The organism is Glycomyces sp. NPDC048151 (genome assembly GCF_043202775.1).
Lineage (GTDB): Bacteria > Actinomycetota > Actinomycetes > Mycobacteriales > Micromonosporaceae > Glycomyces.
Window position 1 is genome coordinate 369,712 of sequence record NZ_JBIDBB010000003.1, and the last position, 19,514, is coordinate 389,225.

At 70.5% G+C, this 19,514-nt stretch carries 15 protein-coding genes; 9 read left to right on the forward strand and 6 right to left on the reverse strand.

Translation table 11 applies throughout. The features are described 5' to 3' along the window. Positions 1-3 precede the first annotated feature (3 nt). Complete coding sequence (locus ACGGCP_RS08415) at positions 4-264, forward strand: hypothetical protein (RefSeq protein WP_392962929.1); 261 nt, start codon at positions 4-6, stop codon at positions 262-264. On the opposite strand, the gene ACGGCP_RS08420 is transcribed toward ACGGCP_RS08415, so the two are convergent. The 3 genes from ACGGCP_RS08420 to ACGGCP_RS08430 are packed head-to-tail and all read right to left on the reverse strand — an operon-like array spanning position 258 to position 4,928. Next, entirely contained in the window at positions 258-2,972 is a 2,715-nt protein-coding gene (locus ACGGCP_RS08420) for an AAA domain-containing protein (RefSeq protein WP_392962931.1), read from the reverse strand. The genes ACGGCP_RS08415 and ACGGCP_RS08420 overlap by 7 nt on opposite strands. 22 nt (positions 2,973-2,994) lie before the next feature. Beyond that, on the reverse strand, positions 2,995-3,780 hold the full coding sequence (locus tag ACGGCP_RS08425) for a hypothetical protein (RefSeq protein WP_392962934.1): 786 nt from the start codon (positions 3,778-3,780) through the stop codon (positions 2,995-2,997). Further along, a complete protein-coding gene (locus tag ACGGCP_RS08430) occupies positions 3,777-4,928 on the reverse strand; it encodes a nicotinate-nucleotide--dimethylbenzimidazole phosphoribosyltransferase (RefSeq protein WP_392962936.1) in 1,152 nt (383 codons plus the stop codon). The genes ACGGCP_RS08425 and ACGGCP_RS08430 overlap by 4 nt, the downstream gene beginning before the upstream one ends. A 50-nt stretch (positions 4,929-4,978) precedes the next feature. Between ACGGCP_RS08430 and dapF the strand changes: the two genes are divergently transcribed. Beyond that, entirely contained in the window at positions 4,979-5,776 is a 798-nt protein-coding gene (dapF, locus tag ACGGCP_RS08435; protein ID WP_392963582.1) for a diaminopimelate epimerase, read from the forward strand. Here dapF and ACGGCP_RS08440 read toward each other — a convergent pair. Both ACGGCP_RS08440 and ACGGCP_RS08445 read right to left on the reverse strand, forming a co-directional pair. After that, positions 5,759-6,964 (reverse strand): RNA-guided endonuclease InsQ/TnpB family protein, encoded by a 1,206-nt coding sequence (locus ACGGCP_RS08440; RefSeq protein ID WP_392962939.1) that lies wholly within the window; start codon positions 6,962-6,964, stop codon positions 5,759-5,761. The two genes, dapF and ACGGCP_RS08440, sit on opposite strands and share 18 nt — an antisense overlap. A 223-nt stretch (positions 6,965-7,187) precedes the next feature. Next, the gene (locus ACGGCP_RS08445; RefSeq protein WP_392962941.1) at positions 7,188-8,576 is read right to left on the reverse strand and encodes an NAD-dependent malic enzyme; all 1,389 of its coding nucleotides are present in this window, start codon (positions 8,574-8,576) and stop codon (positions 7,188-7,190) included. Positions 8,577-8,836: 260 nt separating this feature from the next. Between ACGGCP_RS08445 and hflX the strand changes: the two genes are divergently transcribed. Both hflX and ACGGCP_RS08455 read left to right on the forward strand, forming a co-directional pair. Further along, positions 8,837-10,237, forward strand: a complete 1,401-nt coding sequence (hflX, locus tag ACGGCP_RS08450) for a GTPase HflX (protein WP_392962944.1) — start codon at positions 8,837-8,839, stop codon at positions 10,235-10,237. 71 nt (positions 10,238-10,308) lie between these two features. Next, positions 10,309-11,994 (forward strand): hypothetical protein, encoded by a 1,686-nt coding sequence (locus tag ACGGCP_RS08455; RefSeq protein WP_392962947.1) that lies wholly within the window; start codon positions 10,309-10,311, stop codon positions 11,992-11,994. Positions 11,995-12,085: 91 nt separating this feature from the next. Here ACGGCP_RS08455 and lexA read toward each other — a convergent pair whose 3' ends face one another. Continuing rightward, the gene (gene lexA / locus ACGGCP_RS08460) at positions 12,086-12,742 is read right to left on the reverse strand and encodes a transcriptional repressor LexA (protein ID WP_392962950.1); all 657 of its coding nucleotides are present in this window, start codon (positions 12,740-12,742) and stop codon (positions 12,086-12,088) included. Positions 12,743-13,144: 402 nt separating this feature from the next. Here lexA and nrdR point away from each other — a divergent pair, with 402 nt between their 5' ends. From nrdR to ACGGCP_RS08485, 5 genes are all read left to right on the forward strand, one after another. Beyond that, the gene (gene nrdR, locus ACGGCP_RS08465; protein WP_392962953.1) at positions 13,145-13,639 is read left to right on the forward strand and encodes a transcriptional regulator NrdR; all 495 of its coding nucleotides are present in this window, start codon (positions 13,145-13,147) and stop codon (positions 13,637-13,639) included. Between the two features lie 65 nt (positions 13,640-13,704). After that, positions 13,705-16,539: a vitamin B12-dependent ribonucleotide reductase gene (locus ACGGCP_RS08470; protein ID WP_392962955.1), complete on the forward strand. Its 2,835-nt coding sequence runs from the start codon at positions 13,705-13,707 to the stop codon at positions 16,537-16,539. Positions 16,540-16,715: 176 nt separating this feature from the next. Then, positions 16,716-17,966 (forward strand): Hsp70 family protein, encoded by a 1,251-nt coding sequence (locus tag ACGGCP_RS08475; RefSeq protein ID WP_392962957.1) that lies wholly within the window; start codon positions 16,716-16,718, stop codon positions 17,964-17,966. A 43-nt stretch (positions 17,967-18,009) separates the two neighbouring features. After that, positions 18,010-18,591: a TetR/AcrR family transcriptional regulator gene (locus ACGGCP_RS08480; RefSeq protein ID WP_392962960.1), complete on the forward strand. Its 582-nt coding sequence runs from the start codon at positions 18,010-18,012 to the stop codon at positions 18,589-18,591. Between the two features lie 84 nt (positions 18,592-18,675). Next, a complete protein-coding gene (locus tag ACGGCP_RS08485) occupies positions 18,676-19,500 on the forward strand; it encodes an alpha/beta fold hydrolase (protein ID WP_392962963.1) in 825 nt (274 codons plus the stop codon). Positions 19,501-19,514: the final 14 nt, after the last annotated feature.

Sequence of the window (19,514 nt, forward strand, 5' to 3'; positions counted from 1 at the left end):
CCGATGAGCGAATTCGATGGTGAAGTCGAGAAGGCCCTCAACCGCGCCGGAAAGGCCTCAGGCGGCCTGACCGTGCTGGCAGTGGCCGTCTTCGTCCTGGGCATCGCCGCCGGGATCGTCGGCGGCGTCGGCATGTTCCTCACCAGCCTCGGCGCCGCAGGCCTGCTCTACGGCATCGCGGTCATCATCAACCTGCTCGGAATGCAGCTCGTCGTCTCCTGGGGCCAGATCCGCAAACCCGAAGGCGACGACATCCTTCAATGAGCGCGAAGCTCGGCCAGCACGTCGATCGCGGCGCGTGACGGGTCGTCGCCGTACGCCGACGGGAACGCCTCCTCGACCCGCCAGCCCGCACGCAGCAGGGCCCGGTGACGGGCGACGTGCGCCGCCGGGCCGTCCGGGTGGACCTCGGTGACCACGCCGATCGCCCGCTCGCCGTCGCCCACGACCAGGTCCACCGACCAATGGCCGACCGGATACGCCTGGCGCACCGCCACTTCCGCGCCCTCCAAGGCGTCGGCGACCTTCGCCGTCCACTGCCCGACCGCGTCGCCGTTCACCGGCGAACGCGGCGGCCGGTCCGCGTAGCGCAGGAACTCGCCGATCAGACCGTCGGTCTCGCCCACGGCCGTGACGACGTGCAAGTGCTCGCGCGCCCGCGTGACCATCACGTTGAAGAGGTTCGGCCCGGCCGCGAAACGCCGCCGCCCCGCCGGATCACCCTCGGCGACGCCCAGCGCGATGATCAGCGTGTCCGACTCGCTGCCCTGGAACGCGTGCACCGTGCCGGTCCGCAGCCGGTGGCGGCGGATCGTCTCCAGGTCGAAGCGCTTCAGGATCCCCGCCTCGATCGCCTCGGCCTGCGCCCGGAACGGCGAGACGACTGCCAGTCCGGTCGCGCCCGAGTCGACGAGATCGCCGAGCAGGTCGAGCGAGCGCGCGACCTCCGCCTCGACCACACCATCCTTAGAGGACTTCGCCGCGACCCGGTGGACCGTGATCACGTCGGCCTCGTGGTTGCGCGGATGCGTGGTGACCGGCTTGACCCGGCCGTGGTAGAACTTCGCGGCCGAGAACCCGATGAGGTGCGGCACGCTGCGGTGATGCTCGGTCAGCTCGACCACCGGCCCGGCCCCGCACGCGAGGTCGTAGGCGCTCACCTTGCCGATGTCCAACTGCCCCAGACGATCGGAGAGACCGTGCTGCTCCAGCACGTCCTCCGTGCGCGCCGCGCTGGCGAACGACACGAACCGCAGCTGCCGGGGATCGCCCGCGACGACCGCCCGGCGCGCGCGGGCGAGCACCGGGGCGGCGCGGAGCTGGTTGATGTGGGAGGCCTCGTCGAGGATCACCAGGTCGAACATGCCCGCGCGGGCGGGAAGAACGTCCTCGACGTCGGCGACGGTGCCGATCCACAGCGGCATGGCGCGCAGGAGCGCCGCGACGTCGATGCTCTCGAGCCGCGCCCGTCGTTGCGGTCGGCCTCCGCTGCGCAGCGCGGTCCCGAGTTCGGCAAGTGCTTTGCGGGCGGCCGCGTCCCGGCGGTCCGCGGAACCGGACTCGATGCGGAGCGCCTCGCCGATCGCCTGCGCCGCTTCGGCATCGGCAGATCCGAGGCTCCGCCACAGGGGCGCGAGCCGCAGTCCTCCGGCGGCCGCGAGCCGGGCGGTGTCGCGCTGGTCGCGGGCGGCGCGGAGGGCCCGGGCGATGGCGGCGGGGGTGCCTTCGGTGCCCGCGAGGCGCTGCAGTCGCTTGGCGGCGAACCGGGCGCGCAGGCGCTGCCACCAGGATCCGTCGCGCTGGGAGCGGTCGAGGAGCCGTTCGGCCTCGTCGAGGTCGGCGTCGCGGAGGCCGGGGAAGTCGTCGAGGAGGAACACCGGCAGGTCCTGCACGCGCCCGCGCCGGGTCTCGAGGTCGAGCCAGGTCGCGATCTCGGCTTCGACGCGGGCGGCGTACGCGACCGCTTCGTCGGCGGCTTCGCGGTGCCGTTCGACCTCGCGGCGCTTGCGGCCCTTGCCGGTTCCGGTGTTGAGGCGGGTCAGGAACCGGTCGCGGCGTTCGGAGTCGCCGAAGTGGACGGGCAGCGGCCCGGGGTGGCGGTCGAGGAGGTCGGCGAGGACGTCGGCGGCGTGGACGGATTGCGTTGCGATGAGCACCGACTGCCCGTTCGCTATGGCGTCCAGCGCGATCGCGGCGAGCGTGTGGCTCTTCCCGCAGCCGGGCGCGCCCGCGACGACGGTGACCGGCGCGGTGCGGGCCTGGACGACTGCGGCCGCCTGCTCGCCGCTGAGCGGCAGGGGGCAGCGCGGCGGGCGGGCGTCGGGTTCGGGCTCGGCGTCGACGGGGTCGTGCATGGCCGCGAGCGCGGTCTGGTCGATCCCCGGTCGTTTCGACCAGTCGCGCAGGCCGGTCGCCAGTGAGGACGGGTTGACCTCGGGAGCGATGTAGACGACGGCTTTCGGGACGACGACCAGCCGCTTCCGCTCGGCCTGCGACGGGATGTGCCAGACGGCTACCGCTTCGAACCCGGCCGCTTTGGCGGCCTCCGTCAACCAGTCGAGGTCCGGTTCGGCTGCCGGTCCCGGTTCCGGGTCGAAGACGGCCAGGAGCTTCTGGCCGAGTTCCGTGCCTTCGAGTTCACTGTGGACTTCGAGGTCTCCGGCGGGGATCACGATCTGCTGGAAGGCGTTCTTCGGGTCGGTCTGGAGCCTGACAGGGCGGCTGACGAGGGGGAGTTGGACGCGGCGGGTCTTGCCGTCGATCTCGGTGCGGCCCATGACCACGCCCCAGCCCTGGCGCAGCAGCCGCTCGTCGCGGTGGAGCTCGTCGTACTTGGCGAGGTCGCCGCCGTCGCGCACGGTGCCGAGGTCGCCCCAGGCGCATGTGTCGCCGAGGTGGTCGCGTTCGAGGCGCTGCGGCGTCGGCTGCGGGGCGAGGTCGGCGAGGGCGAGGAGGAGCCGGGCGGTGCTCATGTCGGCCGAGTCTACCGACGCGTCATTCGTTCCCACTGGTCACGCTGTCGACGAGCAGCGCGAGACGGCGTTCGACGGTGGCGGCCAGGGCTGCGAGGTCGCCTGTCGTGTAAGGCTGGAGGAGCCGGGCGAGGGCGGTGAGGGCCCGGTGGAACTCCTTGGCGCTGAGGTCTGCCGGGTGGGTCGCTTCGATGCCGGGCGGGGGTTCGGCGTCGGCGTTCTCGACGGTGACTGCGCCGAACTGCGGGTAGACCAGGCCGTTGGCGTGGGCCCAGAGCTGCCAGAGGTGGTCGCGGGCGTCGGTGAGGGCTTTGAGCGCCCTCCAGGTGCGGCCGCGGTGCCGGTGGCGGGCGGCGTCGCCGATCGCGATCCAGGCGAGGAAGGCCCATTCGCGGACGGCGGCCTCGTCGGGGTCCCAGCGGTCCCGGTCGAGCGTCTGGCTGAGGCGGCCGGACTTGTCGACGGTCGCAACGGCTTGCGGCGGGAGGCCGTTCCTGGCTTCGGCGTCGAGGACGACGAGCGAGAGCTGGCGGCCGTCTTCGTAGACGCAGACGAGGTGGGTGGTCGCGCCCGCGATGAGCTGGGCGAGGGCGGCGGCGACCGGCGCGAATGCGGCGATGGCGGCCCGGGCCTCGTCGACGCGGTCGGGGTGGTCGGCGAGCCCGTGGACGCCGATTCCGGCGTCCACATCAGAGAGTTCGTCGCCTGCGCCGCGTCCGATGGAGCCGCCGATCTCGACCCAGTCCACCCATTCGGTGCGACGGGCCCAGTCGTTCAGCGCCTCGACGAGCGCCCGAGGGTCGCTCATGCGTCGGCGGGCTTCTCCTCGTCGGCCGAGGCGGGTTCGGCCGCAGCAGGTTCGGCCTCGGCGGCCGGTGCGGTCTCGGTCCCAGCGGCTTCGGCCTCGGCGGCAGCCGGTTCGGCGGCGGTCGCCGTCGCGGCGGGCGTCGGCTCCGGTTCCTCCTTGGCGGGCATCGGCAGCGACTGCGAAATGCGCAGGCTCTGCTGGAGGAGGTCCCAGCCGAGCGGCAGCGCGGCGGCGTCGGGGAGGTCGAGGTCGAAGCCGAGGTCGTCGGCGAGGCCGCCCTGCTTGGCGAGCTTCACGACGACCGGGTGGCCGGAGCGGTTCGGCGCGTAGCACCACTTGGGCGCGGCGAGGCCGAAGTCGCGGGCGATCATCATGGCGGCCATGGCGGCCGGGCCGTCGATGAGGATCGCCGTGGAGCGGGTCGCGGCCGTGAAGATCGCGGCGGCCATGGTGCCGAGCTGGGCTCCGCCGAGGCGCGCGACGAGCGCTTCGGGGCTGCGCTTGAAGCCGCGGTTGAACGCGAGGTGGTCGCGCAGGGCGGCGATGCGGCCCATCCAGGCGGCGTCGGCGACCGTGCCGCCGGGGGCGCGCAGCTGCGGCTGGAACGTGGTGATGTCGTCCTTGGCGATGAAGGAGCAGACGGCGACCGAGGCGGTCGCGGCGCCCGCGCCGAGCCCGGCGATGAGGAGGAGGTCCGCTCCGGCGTCGATGGCGCGGTCGGCGGTCTCCCGGCCGAGGCGCAGGGCCTCGTTCAGCTCGGTCTCGTCGAGGAGCGGGCCCTCGACGCCTTCGCTGGCGGGCGTGCGGACGACGGTGACGGGCAGTCCGGCGCGGGAGGCCTGGTCGGCGAGTGCGCCCTCGCCCTTCTCCAGGGCTTCGGCCTGCTCTTCGACGGGCGCGTAGTCGCCGGTCGCCCAGCCGTCCGGGTACTCGCCCGCGAACAGCAGCATCTGCGGCGAAGCGAAGGGCACGGGCGCCTCGGTGGCCTGCATGCGCGCGGCCCACCCGACGGCGGCCTGGAGGCGGCCGAGGCCGGCGCCTTCGATGAGGGCGTCCTGGAGCCGCGCGTTGGCGCGGGTGGTCCACACCCCGTTGGGGAACTTCGCTTTCAGGTCGGCGAGGGGCCCGGCGTCGGTCGTCTCAGTCACGGCATAAGGCTAGCGCGGGAGCGGTGGGGCACAATTGCCTAGTGACCACCATCGACTTCGCCAAGGGACACGGCACGGGGAACGACTTCGTGATCGTGCCCGACCTGCAGGACGCCCTCCCGCTGAAGGACGCCCAGGTGGCGCTCCTGTGCGATCGCCGGTTCGGGATCGGCGGCGACGGGCTGCTGCGCGTCGCGCCCTCGGAGGACCCGGCGGCGGCGTGGTTCATGGACTACCGGAACGCCGACGGCTCGATCGCCGAGATGTGTGGCAACGGCGTGCGCGTCTTCGTCCGCTACCTGCTTGAGAAGGGCCTCGCCGAAGGCCCGGAGATCCCGGTGGCGACGCGGGCGGGCATCAAGACCGTGCGCGTCGAGGGCGACGAGCTGCGGGTCGACATGGGCTCGGCCGAGTTCGGGCCGACCTCGCAGGCCTCGGTCGAGGGGTTCACCTGGCCCGGGCAGGCCGTGTCGATGGGGAACCCGCACCTGGTGTGCCACCTCGGCGACGACGCCGAGCTCGAGGCGCTGGAGCTCTACCACCAGCCGCGCTACGACACAGGCGTGTTCCCGCACGGCGTGAACGTCGAGTTCGTGGTGGGCACGGCCCCGCATGTGCGGATGCGCGTCCACGAGCGCGGCGTCGGCGAGACCGCCTCGTGCGGCACCGGCGCGTGCGCGGTCGGCGCGACGGCCCTGCGGCACGCGGGCCAGGACACCGGTGTGTGCAAAGTGGACGTCCCGGGCGGGACGCTCACGATCAACGTCACCGACGAGACCCTCTACCTGACCGGCCCCGCCGTGATCGTCGCCGAGGGCACCTTCCGGATGTCAACTACCACCGGCTGAAGCCGGTGGCTTGTCGCTCGTGTCCGCCGCTGGCTGCAGCGTATCGGCGACAATAGGCTGGTTGACTGCAGCCCAGGTCATGCGTGCGCGGTCACGGATATTGATCGCGGCTACCTGGTCGGCGGGTCCAGCGAGACCGCAGCGCCGACAGGCGAAAGATGCTTGGTTCGGACGGTTCGCCTTGGCCGTGTGCCCGCAGCGCGGGCACCGGCGCGAAGTGTTCCGGGGGTCGATCACGACCACCGGGACACCGGCCCGCTTCGCCTTGTAGGCGATGTAGGTCTGGAGTTGGTGGAACGACCACGAGTTGAGCTCGCCTCGCTGGGCGGCTGGGAGCCGTACCCGGTCACGGACACCGGCAAGATCCTCTATGCCGATACCCCGCCCGGTGCGTTCAGCCACGCTCACGAGCTGCTTCGATATCCGGTGGTTGATGTCGTTGACCGCCCGCGCCTCGCGGCGCGAGCGGGCTTTGAGTTTCTTCTTCGCCGACTTCGTGGCCTTCGCCTGCAACTCGGCGCGGACCTTCGCCATCCGCCTTCGATACCGCCGCAGACCCGCCCCACAATGATTGTCGCCATCGGAGGTCGTGGCGATGTTCACGATCCCCATATCGACCCCGACGAAATCGATCGGGTCGGTGTTCGCCTCGGCATCGGCGATGTCGACCGTGGCATACAGGTACCAGGTGCCGTCGCGAAATACCAGGTCCGACTCGCCACGGCGGTGGGCCGCAAGGATCTTGAGGTGGTCGGGGTGACCGGTGAAGCGGATGCCGCGCATTCGCCCGGCGACGGTCCAGATCGAGACCGTGCATGCATCGTGGTCCCATGACAGGCATCGGTCGTCGAAGGCCTGGGCCGCGTCAGCGCGGAAGACAACTGGCTTCGATGTCGCCTTCGCTGCGCGGTTGCCTTGCAGGCGACCGGTTTTGATGAGCCCTGCGATGGGCGCATATGCGTGGCAGGCCTTCTTGATGACCAGCTGTGCGACCTGCGAACCGAGCCCACGGTCGCGCAGTTCGGTGTAGGTGTGCTGGCGCAGCGCGTACTCGCGCGGCACCCCATAGGCGAAAGCGGTCTGCGAGGCCCAGTTCGCGGCATCGTTGACCGCGCGCAGCGTCGCTGCCAATGCCGCCGCCTGCTCCGGCGTCGGCAGCAGTTTCACCTGCACGACCTGTTTGACCACAAGTACGAAGATAGGCTTCCTGTTTGATAGGAGCAACCCCTTGCAACCCGAATGGGTGATATGGGCACGGTCACGTTCGGGTCGCAGTCCCGCGGAGCGGGACTGCGAGCGGGCAATCGCCCCGAATTCCTCTAGGCCCTGAAGGACCTGGGTTCCTTCGGAAAGCCCGCTGAACACGCGAAAGCCCCGGGAACCGAAGGCTCCCAGGGCTTTCGTCCGCGTCCTAACGCATGACCTGCTTGACCGCCGCCGCCACCGCCGGGGCCACGTTCGGGTCGAACACGCTCGGCACGATGTACGTCGCGTTCACCTTCTCCGCGCCCACGCAGTCGGCGATCGCCTTCGCCGCAGCCAGCGCCGCGTCGTCGTTCCAGTCCCGCGCCTGCGCGTCCAGCAGCCCCCGGAACACGCCCGGGAACGCCAGCACGTTGTTGATCTGGTTCGGCTGGTCCGACCGGCCCGTCGCCACGATCGCCGCGTACCGCGCCGCCTCGGTCGGGCTGATCTCCGGGTCCGGGTTCGCCAGAGCGAACACGATCGGGTCCTTCGCCATCTTCGCCACGTCCGAGCCCTTGAGGATGTTCGGCGCGCTCACGCCGATGAACACGTCAGAGCCCTCGACCGCGCCCGACAGGTCGCCCGAGTAGTCGTCCTTGTTGAAGTGCGTCCCCAGCCACTTCCACGTCTCGTTGTCGGTCTCCATGCCGGAGTGCAGCGCGCCGTCGCGGTCGACCGGGATGATGTCGCCGATCCCCGCCTTCTCCAGCAGCCGCATGATCGCCGTCCCGGCCGCGCCGCAGCCCACGATCGTCGCCCGCACGTCCGCGAACTCCTTGCCCACCACGCGCAGCGCGTTCGTCAGCGCCGCCAGCACCACGATCGCCGTGCCGTGCTGGTCGTCGTGGAACACCGGGATGTCCAGCCGCTCGCGCAGCCGCGCCTCGATCTCGAAGCAGCGCGGCGCGGCGATGTCCTCGAGGTTGATGCCGCCGTACGTGGGCGCGAGCGCGGCCACGATGTTGACGATCTCGTCGGTGTCCTGCGTGTCCAGGCACACCGGCCACGCGTCGACGTCGCCGAACTTCTTGAACAGCGCCGCCTTGCCCTCCATGACCGGCATCGCCGCGGCGGGCCCGATGTTGCCGAGGCCCAGCACCGCCGAGCCGTCCGTCACGACCGCGACGGTGTTCCGCTTGATCGTCAGGCGGCGCGCGTCGTCCGGGTTCTCCGCGATCGCCATGCACACACGGGCCACGCCGGGCGTGTACGCCATCGACAGGTCGTCGCGGTTGCGAAGGGGCACTTTCGGAGTGACCTCGATCTTGCCGCCGAGGTGGACGAGGAAGGTCCGGTCCGAGACCTTCTTCACGTCGAAGTCCGGCATCGCCTCCAGGATGTTCGTGACCTGCTCGGCGTGCGCGGCGTCGGAGGTGTCGCACGTGAGGTCGACGGTCATGCGCTTGTTGTCGGAGGCGACCACGTCGAGCGCGGTGACGATCGCCCCTGCCTGGCCGACGACGGTGGCCAGGCGCCCCGCCGCGCCCGGGTCGGCCGACAGCGCCAGCCGGACCGTGATGGAGAAACCGGCACTGGGAAGTCGCGCAGCAGTCATGCCACTCCTAATCGTCACCACGTTGTGGACCTAAGCGATACCTCTGAATCATGCCACCGCGCGCGCCCGGCCCGCCCGCGCCCAAGCCGGGCGTGACGCCTCCTACCAGCATCGATGTCCCCGCTGGTCCGGGCGGCCCGCGTCCGCTTCCGGTGAACAATAAGAACAAATCCCGGACCGGCCCCGGACGGACGCGCGGCCATAATCACTCGCCCTTGTCACCCCCGCGTGTCAAGCTTGTGGTGATGCACGAAGACCACATGAACTCCCAAGAAGACTTCCCGTCCACCGCCGCCCCTTCCACGGGCGAACTGGACCTGGAAGCCCGCCAAGCGCTGCGACGCGTCGCCGGGCTCGCCTCGACCGAACTCGAAGACGTCACCGACGCCGAGTACCGGCGCCTCCGCCTCGAACGCGTCGTCCTCGTCGGCGTCTGGACCGAAGGCACCATCGACGACGCCGAGAACTCCCTCGCCGAGCTCGCGCAGCTCGCCGAGACCGCCGGATCCGAGGTCGTCGACGGCCTCATCCAGCGCCGCTCCAAGCCCGACGCCGGCACCTTCATCGGCTCCGGCAAGGTCCGCGAGGTCAAGGACACCGTCGAAGCCCTCGGCGCCGACACGGTCATCGCCGACGGCGAGCTGTCCCCGGGCCAGCTCATCGCCCTCGAGAAGGCCATCAACGTCAAGGTCATCGACCGCACCGCCCTCATCCTCGACATCTTCGCCCAGCACGCGAAGAGCGCCGAGGGCAAGGCCCAGGTCGAACTCGCCCAGCTCCAGTACCTCCTGCCGCGCCTGCGCGGCTGGGGCGACGCCATGAGTCGCCAGGGCGGCTCGAACGGCGGCGTCGGCCTCCGCGGCCCCGGTGAGACGAAGCTCGAGACCGACCGCCGCCGCATCCGCGCGAAGGTCGCCAAGCTCCGCCGCGAACTCGCGAAGCTCACCGTCACCCGCGAGACCAAGCGCGACTCGCGCACCCGCAACCGCGTCCCCGGCGTCGCCATCGCCGGATACACCAACGCCGGCAAGTCGAGCCTGCTCAACGCCCTCACCGGCGCGGGCATCCTCGTCCAGGACGCCCTGTTCGCCACCCTCGACACCTCCACACGACGCTCCCGCACCGCCGAGGGCCGCGAGTACACCGTCACCGACACCGTCGGGTTCGTGCGGCACCTGCCCCACCAGCTCGTCGAGGCCTTCCGCTCGACCCTCGAAGAGGTCGCCGAAGCGGACCTCATCGTCCACGTCATCGACGGCTCGCACCCCGACCCGCTCGGCCAGGCCGAAGCGGTCCGCGTGGTGCTCGCCGAGGTCGGCGCCGACGAGATCCCCGAACTCGTCGTCGTCAACAAGCTCGACCTCGTCGAGCCCGACGACGTCCTCCAGCTGCGATCCGACTGGCCCGACGCGGTCTTCGTCTCCGCCCACTCCGGCGAAGGCATCGACAAGCTCCGCGCCGCCATCGAGCAGGCCCTCCCGCAGCCGCACACCACACTCACCGTCTGCATCCCGTACGTGCGCGGCGACCTGGTCTCGCGCCTGCGCTCGCGCGGCGAGGTCCTCTCGACCGAGCACCGCGGCGACGGCAGCGTCATAACCGCCCGCGTCGACGACGCGCTGGCCGGGGAATTGCGAGCGTTCGTCCTGGAAACCGACTGAATCGCAGTGGTCCTGAACATGTCTCTCGGGGGGCCTGGCCGGTACACCCCGTGTTCTGGAACACTTGCCTGATGCGAGAGCGCCGTGTGGGCCGTGTGGCCCTGCCTGCGCGGATCGTCGCCGGGGCAGCAGGAGCGGCTGTCCTGGTCACGGCCGCGCCCCCCGTCTACGCCCAGGAAGAGGGCGCCGGGGAAGTGGTGTGCGACCTGCACGACCCGCGACTGGCGAGCCCGTCGGGCATCACCGCCGCGCCAGACGGCGACGGCTGGTACATCGTCTCCTCCGCCGACAACCAGGACGACACCCTGTCGATCATGCGGGTCGGCGCGGACTGCAGCCCGCGCGACTCGGACGAGGTGTTCATCGACCACCAGCCGCGCGACCCCGAGGCGCTGGCGATCGACGCCGACGGCTTCATGTGGGTGGGCGACACGGGCGGCGCGACCGACCGCGACTGGATCACCGTCAACCAGATCTCCCTGGACGACTTCGGGAACAACGTCGCGTACCGGTACGTCTTCCCCGACGCCGCCGAGAACGTCGAGGCGTTCCTCATCCCCGACGCCTCCGACAAGAAGCCGCTGTTCTTCTCCGCCGCAGACGGCGAGACGAACCTGTACTACCCGCCGGGCGAGAACCAGACCGAGAACACGCCGCTGGAGCAGGTCGGCACCGTGGCGCTCGCCGAGGGCGGCACGGTCACCGGCGCGGCCCTCAGCGGGGACGGCTCGAAGGTCGCGCTGCGCACGGCGAACGCGGTCTACGAGTGGACCGTCGACGGCGACGTGATCGGGACGCTGACCGGCGGGACCCCGGTGGTCACGCCGATCGCCGACGGCGGCGACGCCCAGGGCCTCGCGTACGACGCCGAGGGCAACTTCAACACCCTGTCGTCCGTCGACGGCGAGGGCACCGTCGGGACCATCACCGGCTACACGCCCGGTGCGCCCGCCGCCGAGGAGCCCGCCGCCAGCGACGAGGCCGCCGGGGGCGGCACGGAGGAGCCGGGGCCGAGCCTGGTCGACCGCATCCTCGACCTGGGCATCGGCACGATCGTGAAGATCCTGGCCGCGATCGCGATCCTCGGCATGGCGACGATGGTCTTCGGCATCATCATCATCCGCAAGTACCGCAAGCAGAACGAGGAGGACGGCGACGACGACGCCGAGCTGGGCTTCGCCCGCGAGGAGTCCTCGTTCGGCGACGACCGCGGCGTCTACGACGACGACCCGGTCGACCTCGGCCTCGACTCGGGCCAGCCCGACCCCGACCTCGGCCAGATCGCCCGCGGGGGCAGCACCGGCAGCGTGTACGGCGGCGCGCGTCCCGAGCCTTCGGGCAACGTCTACGGCGCGAGCCCGGCCCGGTCCGAGCCGAGCGGCTCGGTCTACGGCGGCGCCCGCTCCGAGCCTTCGGGGAACGTCTACGGCGCCCGTCCCGCGACCCCGCCCGCCGGGCAGGGCAGCGTGTACGGCGCGGCCCGCGAGGAGCCGCAGTACGGCGCGTTCGAGCGCGGCGGCCAGGGCAGCGTCTACGACAACGCGGGCGGCGGCCAGGGCCAGAACTTCGGGGCCCGTTCCGAGCCCTCAGGGAACGTCTACGGCGCCCGCCCCGCCGCCCCGCCCGCTGGGCAGGGGAACACGTACGGAACGCCTCAGGGGGGCGTCTACGGCGGCGGCCAGCGCCCCGCCGAGCCGGAGGACGACTTCTGGGGCCCGCCCGAGGGCGGCGGCACGACTTACGGCAGAGGCCGCTAACCGGGCCTGGAAACGCTGCGGCGCCCGGAGCAGCGCGTGTAGCACTGCTCCCGAGCGCAGCGGTATCCACGCGGCCCGGAGGCCGCGCGGTTCAGATCTTCCGGAGGACGGCGACGACGCGCCCGAGGATCTCGGCCTCTGAGGCGTCGATCGGGTCGTACAGCGTGTTGGCGGGAAGCAGCCACGGCTTGCCGTTCTTGCGCTTCCAGGTCTTGACCGTGGCCTCGCCGTCGATCATGGCGGCCACGATCTCGCCGTTCAGGGCGTCCGGCTGCTGGCGCACGACGACCCAGTCGCCGTCGGTGATGGCCGCGTCGACCATCGAGTCGCCCTTGACGCGCAGGAGGAAGTGCACGCCTTCGCCGACGAACTCGGCGGGCAGGGGCATGACGTCGTAGTCGCGCTCCTCGGCCAGGATCGGCTGTCCGGCGGCGATCTCGCCGACCATCGGCACGTAGCGCGGCCGGGGGTGCTGCGAGCAGGTCTGGACGCCGCCCGGGGTGGACTGGCGGACCCCGACCGCGCGCGGCCGGCCGGCCAGGCGGTTGAGGTAGCCCTTCCGTTCGAGCTGCTTCATCTGGTACGCGACGGACGAGGCCGAGGCGAGCCCGACTTCGGCGCCGATCTCCCGGACGCTGGGCGGGTAGCCCTTGTTGTTGATGAACTCCTCGATGTACTCGAGGACTTGCTGCTGCCGACGCGTGAGCTTGCGCGTTTTCGGTCGGGCTGTTGTGGTCTCGCTAGCCACAGAAGGCTCCCGTTAGACAAATGGGACGGTATGTCTGATTCCGACAATGTAACTCAGGTGCTGTGTCAAGTCAAACATTCGTGCGACACCGGCGTGTCGCCGCGCTGCTCGGAATGTGTTTTGACCCAGGTTCACCCGTACGGGTGAACGAGAGTGCGCGCGCCGCTGGTTCACTGGAGCCCGCCTCCGAACTCCGCCATGATCCGGCACGGCTTCCTGCGCTATCCTTGACACAAGATCTTGTGGTTTGTTGTATCGTCTCTCACTAGGTGTTGGGGTTTCCGCACCTGCGGGATCGGCGAGGGGCAGACTTTCCCTCCCGAGCACGGACACCGGCGCGAGGGAACCCCTCATCGAATGTCGTACCGCTGCGAGACGATGGCCTGAGTAAGGAGACTAGCGATGCGTTGCCCGTACTGTCGCCATCCCGACAGCCGCGTAGTGGATTCCCGCGAGGCCGAGGACGGGAAGATCATCCGCCGCCGCCGGGTCTGCCAGCAGTGCGAGAAGCGCTTCACCACGGTCGAGGAGTCCATCCTCGCAGTCGTCAAACGCAGCGGCGCCACCGAGCCGTTCAGCCGGGGCAAGGTCGCCTCCGGCGTCCTCAAGGCCTGCCAGGGCCGCCCGGTCGACGCCGACGACGTCGCGAAGCTGGCCCAGTCCGTCGAGGACGAGATCCGCTCCAAGGGCGTGGCCGAGGTCCCCGCGCACGAAGTGGGCCTCGCGATCCTCAAGCCGCTGCGGCGGCTCGACGAAGTGGCCTACCTCCGCTTCGCCTCCGTCTACCAGGACTTCGAATCCCTCGAAGACTTCGAGGCCGCGATCGCGCAGCTGCGCGAGGAGCACGCCGCCCGCAACGGCGCCTCCAAGAGCAGCGCGACCCAGAATAGCGGCTGAACCCCCCTCAGCGACACACCCATCCGATTCCCATGACCAGGCATGAGCAGACAGGGGCGAGGAACATGCCGAAGACAACGACAGCCAGGACCGCAGCGAAGAAGACCGCAGCCAAGGCCCCCGACGGAGGCCTCAAGATCGAGCGCGTCTTCACCAAGCCCGGGGTGCACCCGTACGACGAGGTCGAATGGGAGTCCCGCGACGTCGTCATGACCAACTGGCGCGACGGCTCGATCAACTTCGAGCAGCGCGGCGTCGAGTTCCCGGAGTTCTGGAGCCTCAACGCCACCCAGATCGTCACCTCGAAGTACTTCCGCGGCGCCCTGGGCACCCCGCAGCGCGAGACGAGCCTCAAGCAGGTCATCGACCGGGTCGTGCAGGCCTACCACGCGGCGGGCGACAAGAACGGCTACTTCGACACCGCCGAGGACGCCCAGATCTTCGCCGACGAGCTCACCTGGCTCCTGCTCCACCAGTACTTCAGCTTCAACTCGCCCGTGTGGTTCAACGTGGGAACCGCTGCGCCGCAGCAGGTCTCGGCGTGCTTCATCCTCAGCGTCGACGACACGATGGAGTCGATCCTCGACTGGTACAAGGAAGAGGGGATGATCTTCAAGGGCGGCTCGGGCGCCGGGGTCAACCTCTCGAAGATCCGCGCCTCCGCCGAGCTGCTCTCGTCGGGCGGCAACGCCTCCGGCCCGATCAGCTTCATGCGCGGCGCCGACGCCTCCGCGGGGACCATCAAGTCCGGCGGCGCGACCCGCCGGGCCGCGAAGATGGTCGTCCTCGACGTCGACCACCCCGACATCGAGGCCTTCATCGACACCAAGGCCCGCGAAGAGGACAAGATCCGCGCGCTGCGGGACGCGGGCTTCGACGTCGACCTCGGCGGCGAGGACATGTTCTCGGTCCAGTACCAGAACGCCAACAACTCGGTGCGCGTCTCCGACGTGTTCATGAAGGCGTTCGAGCAGGGCACCGACTACTCGCTCAAGGCCCGCACCACCGGTGAGGAGATCGAGCGCCGCGACGCCCGCGAGGTCTTCCGCCGCATGGCCGAGGCCGCGTGGGAGTGCGCCGACCCGGGCATCCAGTACGACGACACGATCAACGACTGGCACACGAACGCGAACACGGACCGGATCTACGCGTCCAACCCGTGCTCGGAGTACATGAGCCTCGACGACACCTCCTGCAACCTCGCGAGCCTGAACCTCATGAAGTTCCTCGGCGAGGACGGCTCGTTCGACGTCGAGAGGTTCGTCAAGACCGTCGAGTTCGTCATCACCGCCATGGAGATCTCGATCTCCTTCGCGGACTTCCCGACCGAGGCCATCGGCCGCAACACGCGCGACTTCCGCCAGCTCGGCATCGGCTACTCCAACCTCGGCGCGCTGCTCATGACCTCGGGCCACGCGTACGACTCCGAGGAGGGCCGCTCGCTCGCCGCCGCGATCACCGCGCTCATGACCGGCGTGTCCTACCGCCGTTCGGCCGAGATCGCCGGGGCCGTCGGCCCCTACGCCGGGTACGAGCTCAACGCCGAACCGCACCAGCGGGTCATGGCCAAGCACGCCAAGGCGGCCGACGAGGTCGAGACCTTCGGCGACGTCGACGCCACCGTCCTCGAAGCGGCCAAGGCCGAATGGGCCCGCGGCAACGAGCTCGGCGCCGTCAACGGCTGGCGCAACGCCCAGGCCTCGGTGCTCGCACCGACCGGCACGATCAGCTTCATGATGGACTGCGACACCACCGGCATCGAGCCGGACCTGGCGCTCGTCAAGCACAAGAAGCTCGTCGGCGGCGGCTCCATGGAGATCGTCAACCAGTCCGTGCCGCACGCCCTGGACCGCCTGGGCTACAAGCCGGACGAGCGCGACGCGATCGTCGACTACATCGCCGACCACGGCCACGTCGTCGGCGCTCCGCACCTCGCCGAGGAGCACTACCCGGTGTTCGACTGCGCCATGGGCGAGCGGTCGATCGCGCCGATGGGCCACGTGCACATGATGGCCGCCGTGCAGCCGTTCCTGTCCGGCGCGATCTCCAAGACCGTGAACCTGCCGGAGTCGGCCACGGTCGAGGACGTCGAGGAGGTCTACTACCAGGGCTGGAAGCTCGGCCTCAAGGCGCTCGCGATCTACCGCGACAACTGCAAGGTCGGGCAGCCGCTGTCCGCCAAGAAGAAGGAAGTCGAGAAGGCGGTCGAGGAGGCCGTGGAGAAGGCGATCGAGACCGTCGCGACGCACGGCCCGGTCCGTCGCAAGCTCCCGAAGAAGCGCCCCTCGCAGACGATCTCGTTCTCCGTGGGCGGCGCGGAGGGCTACATGACCTCCTCGTCCTACCCGGACGACGGCCTCGGCGAGGTCTTCCTGAAGATGTCGAAGCAGGGCTCCACCTTGGCCGGCGTCATGGACGCGCTGTCGGTGTCGATCTCGATCGCGCTGCAGTACGGTGTGCCGCTTGAGAAGTACGTCGAGAAGTTCACGAACATGCGCTTCGAGCCCGCGGGCATGACGGACGACCCGGACATCCGCATGGCCTCGTCGCTGGTGGACTACATCTTCCGCCGCCTCGCGCTGGACTACCTGCCGTACGAGGAGCGCGCCGCGCTCGGCATCCTCACCACCGCCGAGCGCACCGCGGAGCTGAACGGGGACGACCCCGCGAAGGTCCACGAGGTCGACCTCGACGCGCTGCGGGCGTCCGCGCCCATCGAAGAGGCCGTCGCAGAGTGGGCCCAGGCCGAGCCGAAGGAGTCCCGTCGCAAGGACCTCCTGCACTCGGCGCAGGCCCGCAGCGCCGACGCGCCGCTGTGCATGAACTGCGGCACGAAGATGCGCCCGGCCGGCTCCTGCTACGCCTGCGAGGGCTGCGGGGCCACGAGCGGCTGCAGCTAGGGCCGATGCCCGAAACGGGCTTCAGGCCCTGAGGCCTGACGGAAACGCCTGAAACGGGGCCGGGAATCCCTTCCCGGCCCCGTCCGCGACTCCGCCTTGATCGCGCTGCGTAAACGGTCCAAAGCAGACCAAGACGGGTCGAAGGCGCCAGGTGCGTCGGTCATAGACTCGGCTCTATGCACAACGTCCCCCCGGCCGCATCGGTCCGGATCGACCCCGGGGCCGCAACGGCAAGTCTCACCAGTGCGACCGGAGGACCCCTCGCCTCCGGCGCCGCGTTCGCGGTCTACCGGCTCGGCCGGTCCTCCTTCCACGCCGCCGTCGTCCGCCGTGTCGAGAACCAGGCCGTCGTCGTCGCCGAGCGCACCGAGCCGATCGGCGGCGCCGAGTTCGACGGCCTCATCCTGGCGTACCTCTCCGGCCGCCACCCCGACGCGGGCGTGCGGCTGTGGTCGCGCATCGCCGACCCGTCCGAGGCGGGCGACCGGCAGCTGCGCGCGCTCCTGCTGGAGAAGATCACGCAGGCCCGCGAGCAGCTGTCCGAACGGGACTTCACCGTCATCACCGTGCCCGCGGCGGACATCAAGATGCCGTTGACGCGCGAGGAGTTCGAGTCGCGCGTCGGCGAGCTCGTCGACACGACCGCCGACGTCCTGGAGGAGACCCTCGCCGAGGCGGGCGTCCACCCCGCCGAACTCGCGGGCCTGCTCATGGCCGGAGGCGCGTCCCGGACGCCGCTCGCGGCGACGACGCTGCGCCGCCGGTTCGGCCTCGAACCGGTGCTCGCCGCCCCGAACGCGAAGGTCCTCGCGGCCGAGGCCGCCCCCGTGGCGACGCGGGAGCTGCCGTTCGTCGACGAAGAGGAGGCCCCGCGCCGCCGCGGGCAGAGCCGCGCGGTCGTAATCGCGGCGGCGCTGCTGGTCGTCGTCGGCGCCGGCGCCGCGTTCGGATCCCAACTGGGCGACGGGGACTCGACCGAGGACGTGGCGCGAGACGGTGAGAGCGCTTCCGCCGCAACGACTTCCGAGATCGCCACCGCCGCTGCGCCCGACGTGAGCGCGACGCCCTCCGAATCGGCCAGCGCGAGCCCGTCGGAGTCGCCCACCCCCGAGGAGAGCGCCCAGGGGCCGGAGGAGCCGGTCGAGGAGGCGACCTCCTCGGAGGAGGAGCCGACGACCGAGAGCGCGCCCACGGGCGAAGTGCCGAACCTGGTCGGGATGTCGACCGCCGACGCGCACCAGGCCGTGGAGGCCGCGGGCTTCGCGGGCGTGGACCAGTCGGGGGAGGAGCGCGGGGTCTTCGACTGGACGTACGCGGACTGCGAGATCATCCGGCAGTCGCCCGAGCCCGGATCGACGCAGGCGCTGTCGGAGAGCGTGTCGGTGACGTTCTCGTACACGGGCGAGGAGAGCGAGTGCGACGTCTAGCGCGGGTCTGGAGATTCCAGCACGATCGTGCTATTTTTAGGTCGTGCGCAAAGGCGAGATGACGAGGCAGGCGATCCTCGACGAAGCGGTCCGCATGGCCCGCTACTCGGGGCTCTCCGGGCTGACCATCGGCTCGCTGGCGGCCGCGGCGGACATGTCGAAGTCCGGCCTCTACGCGCACTTCAAGTCGAAGGAGGCGCTCCAGCTGGCCTGCATGGAGCGCAACGGGGAGCAGTTCATCGACGAGGTGATCCGGCCCGCGCTCGGGAAGCCGCGCGGGATCGCCCGCCTGCAGGCCATCGTCGAGTACTGGATGCAGTGGTACTCGCATCCGGGCGGCTGCCTGTTCCTGGCCGCCGCCGCCGAGTTCGACGACCTGCCCGGGCCGCTGCACGACTTCATGGCCTCGGAGCAGCGCGACCTGCTTGAATCCCTCGCCCGGATCGCCTCGACGGCGGTCGCGCAGGGCGAGTTCCCCGAAGACACCGACGTCTTCCAGGTGGCACAGGAGGTGTTCGGCATCTTGTTGTCCTACAACTGGATGAGCCGCATCCTGTCCTATCCCGACGCCGCCGACCGCGCGTGGACGGCGTTCAACCGACTGATCGAGAGTCTCCAGTCTTAACCAGGAAGGCCCGCACCCATGGCGTCCCCAGCTGCGACCCCCGTCGCGAAAAAGAAAAGCACGACCGTTCGTGCTCCTTGGTATGTGCGCTCCGGCTTCGCCGCCGCCGAGCGCGTCGCCCCCGCGCGGGCCGCGAAGGTCCTGTGCGAGCTGTGGTTCAAGCTCCCCGCGGGCCCCGAGAAGCGCCTGCGCGGCGAGGCCCCGGCCGGGTCGCACGTGTTCGAGCTCGAATGCCTCGGCACCACCGTGTGGGGCTACGACTGGGGCGAAGGCCCGCTGGTCTACCTCGTGCACGGCTGGGGCGGCTCCACGGGCGACTTCAAGTTCATCGCGGCGAACCTGGTCGCCTCCGGCTTCCGCGTCGTCGCGTTCGACACCCCGAGCCACGGCAACGCCGGGGCCGGTCCCTGGGGCGACCGGCACGCCAGCGGCCTGCACCTCATCGAGGCGATGAACGTCGTCCTGGAGAAGTTCGGGACGCCGCACGCGGTCGTCTCGCACTCGATGGGCTCGCTCAGCTCCGTGCACGCGATGCTCCAGTCCGGCACCGAGATCGGGGGCGTGCGCCTGGCGATGCTGGCCCCGTTCATCGGCGGCCAGGAGGGCTTCCGCGACACGATCGGCGCGATCGTGCCCGTGGGCCCCCGCATCTTCGAGCGCCTGGTGCCCCTCGGCGAGGCCAAGGCCGGGATCGCGCTCGACGACTTCTCGCTGCGCGGCCTCGCGATCGACGCCCCGGTGCTCATCGTCCACGACAAGGGCGACCGGCCCAACCCGTTCCGCCACGGCCAGGCCCTCGCCGACGCGTGGCCGAACGCCGAGCTCATGGCGACCACGGGCCTGGGCCACCGCAAGGTCCTCGCGAACCCGGCCGTCAGCGCACGCGTGCGGGAGTTCCTGAGCGAGTAGGCGGTACGCGAAAG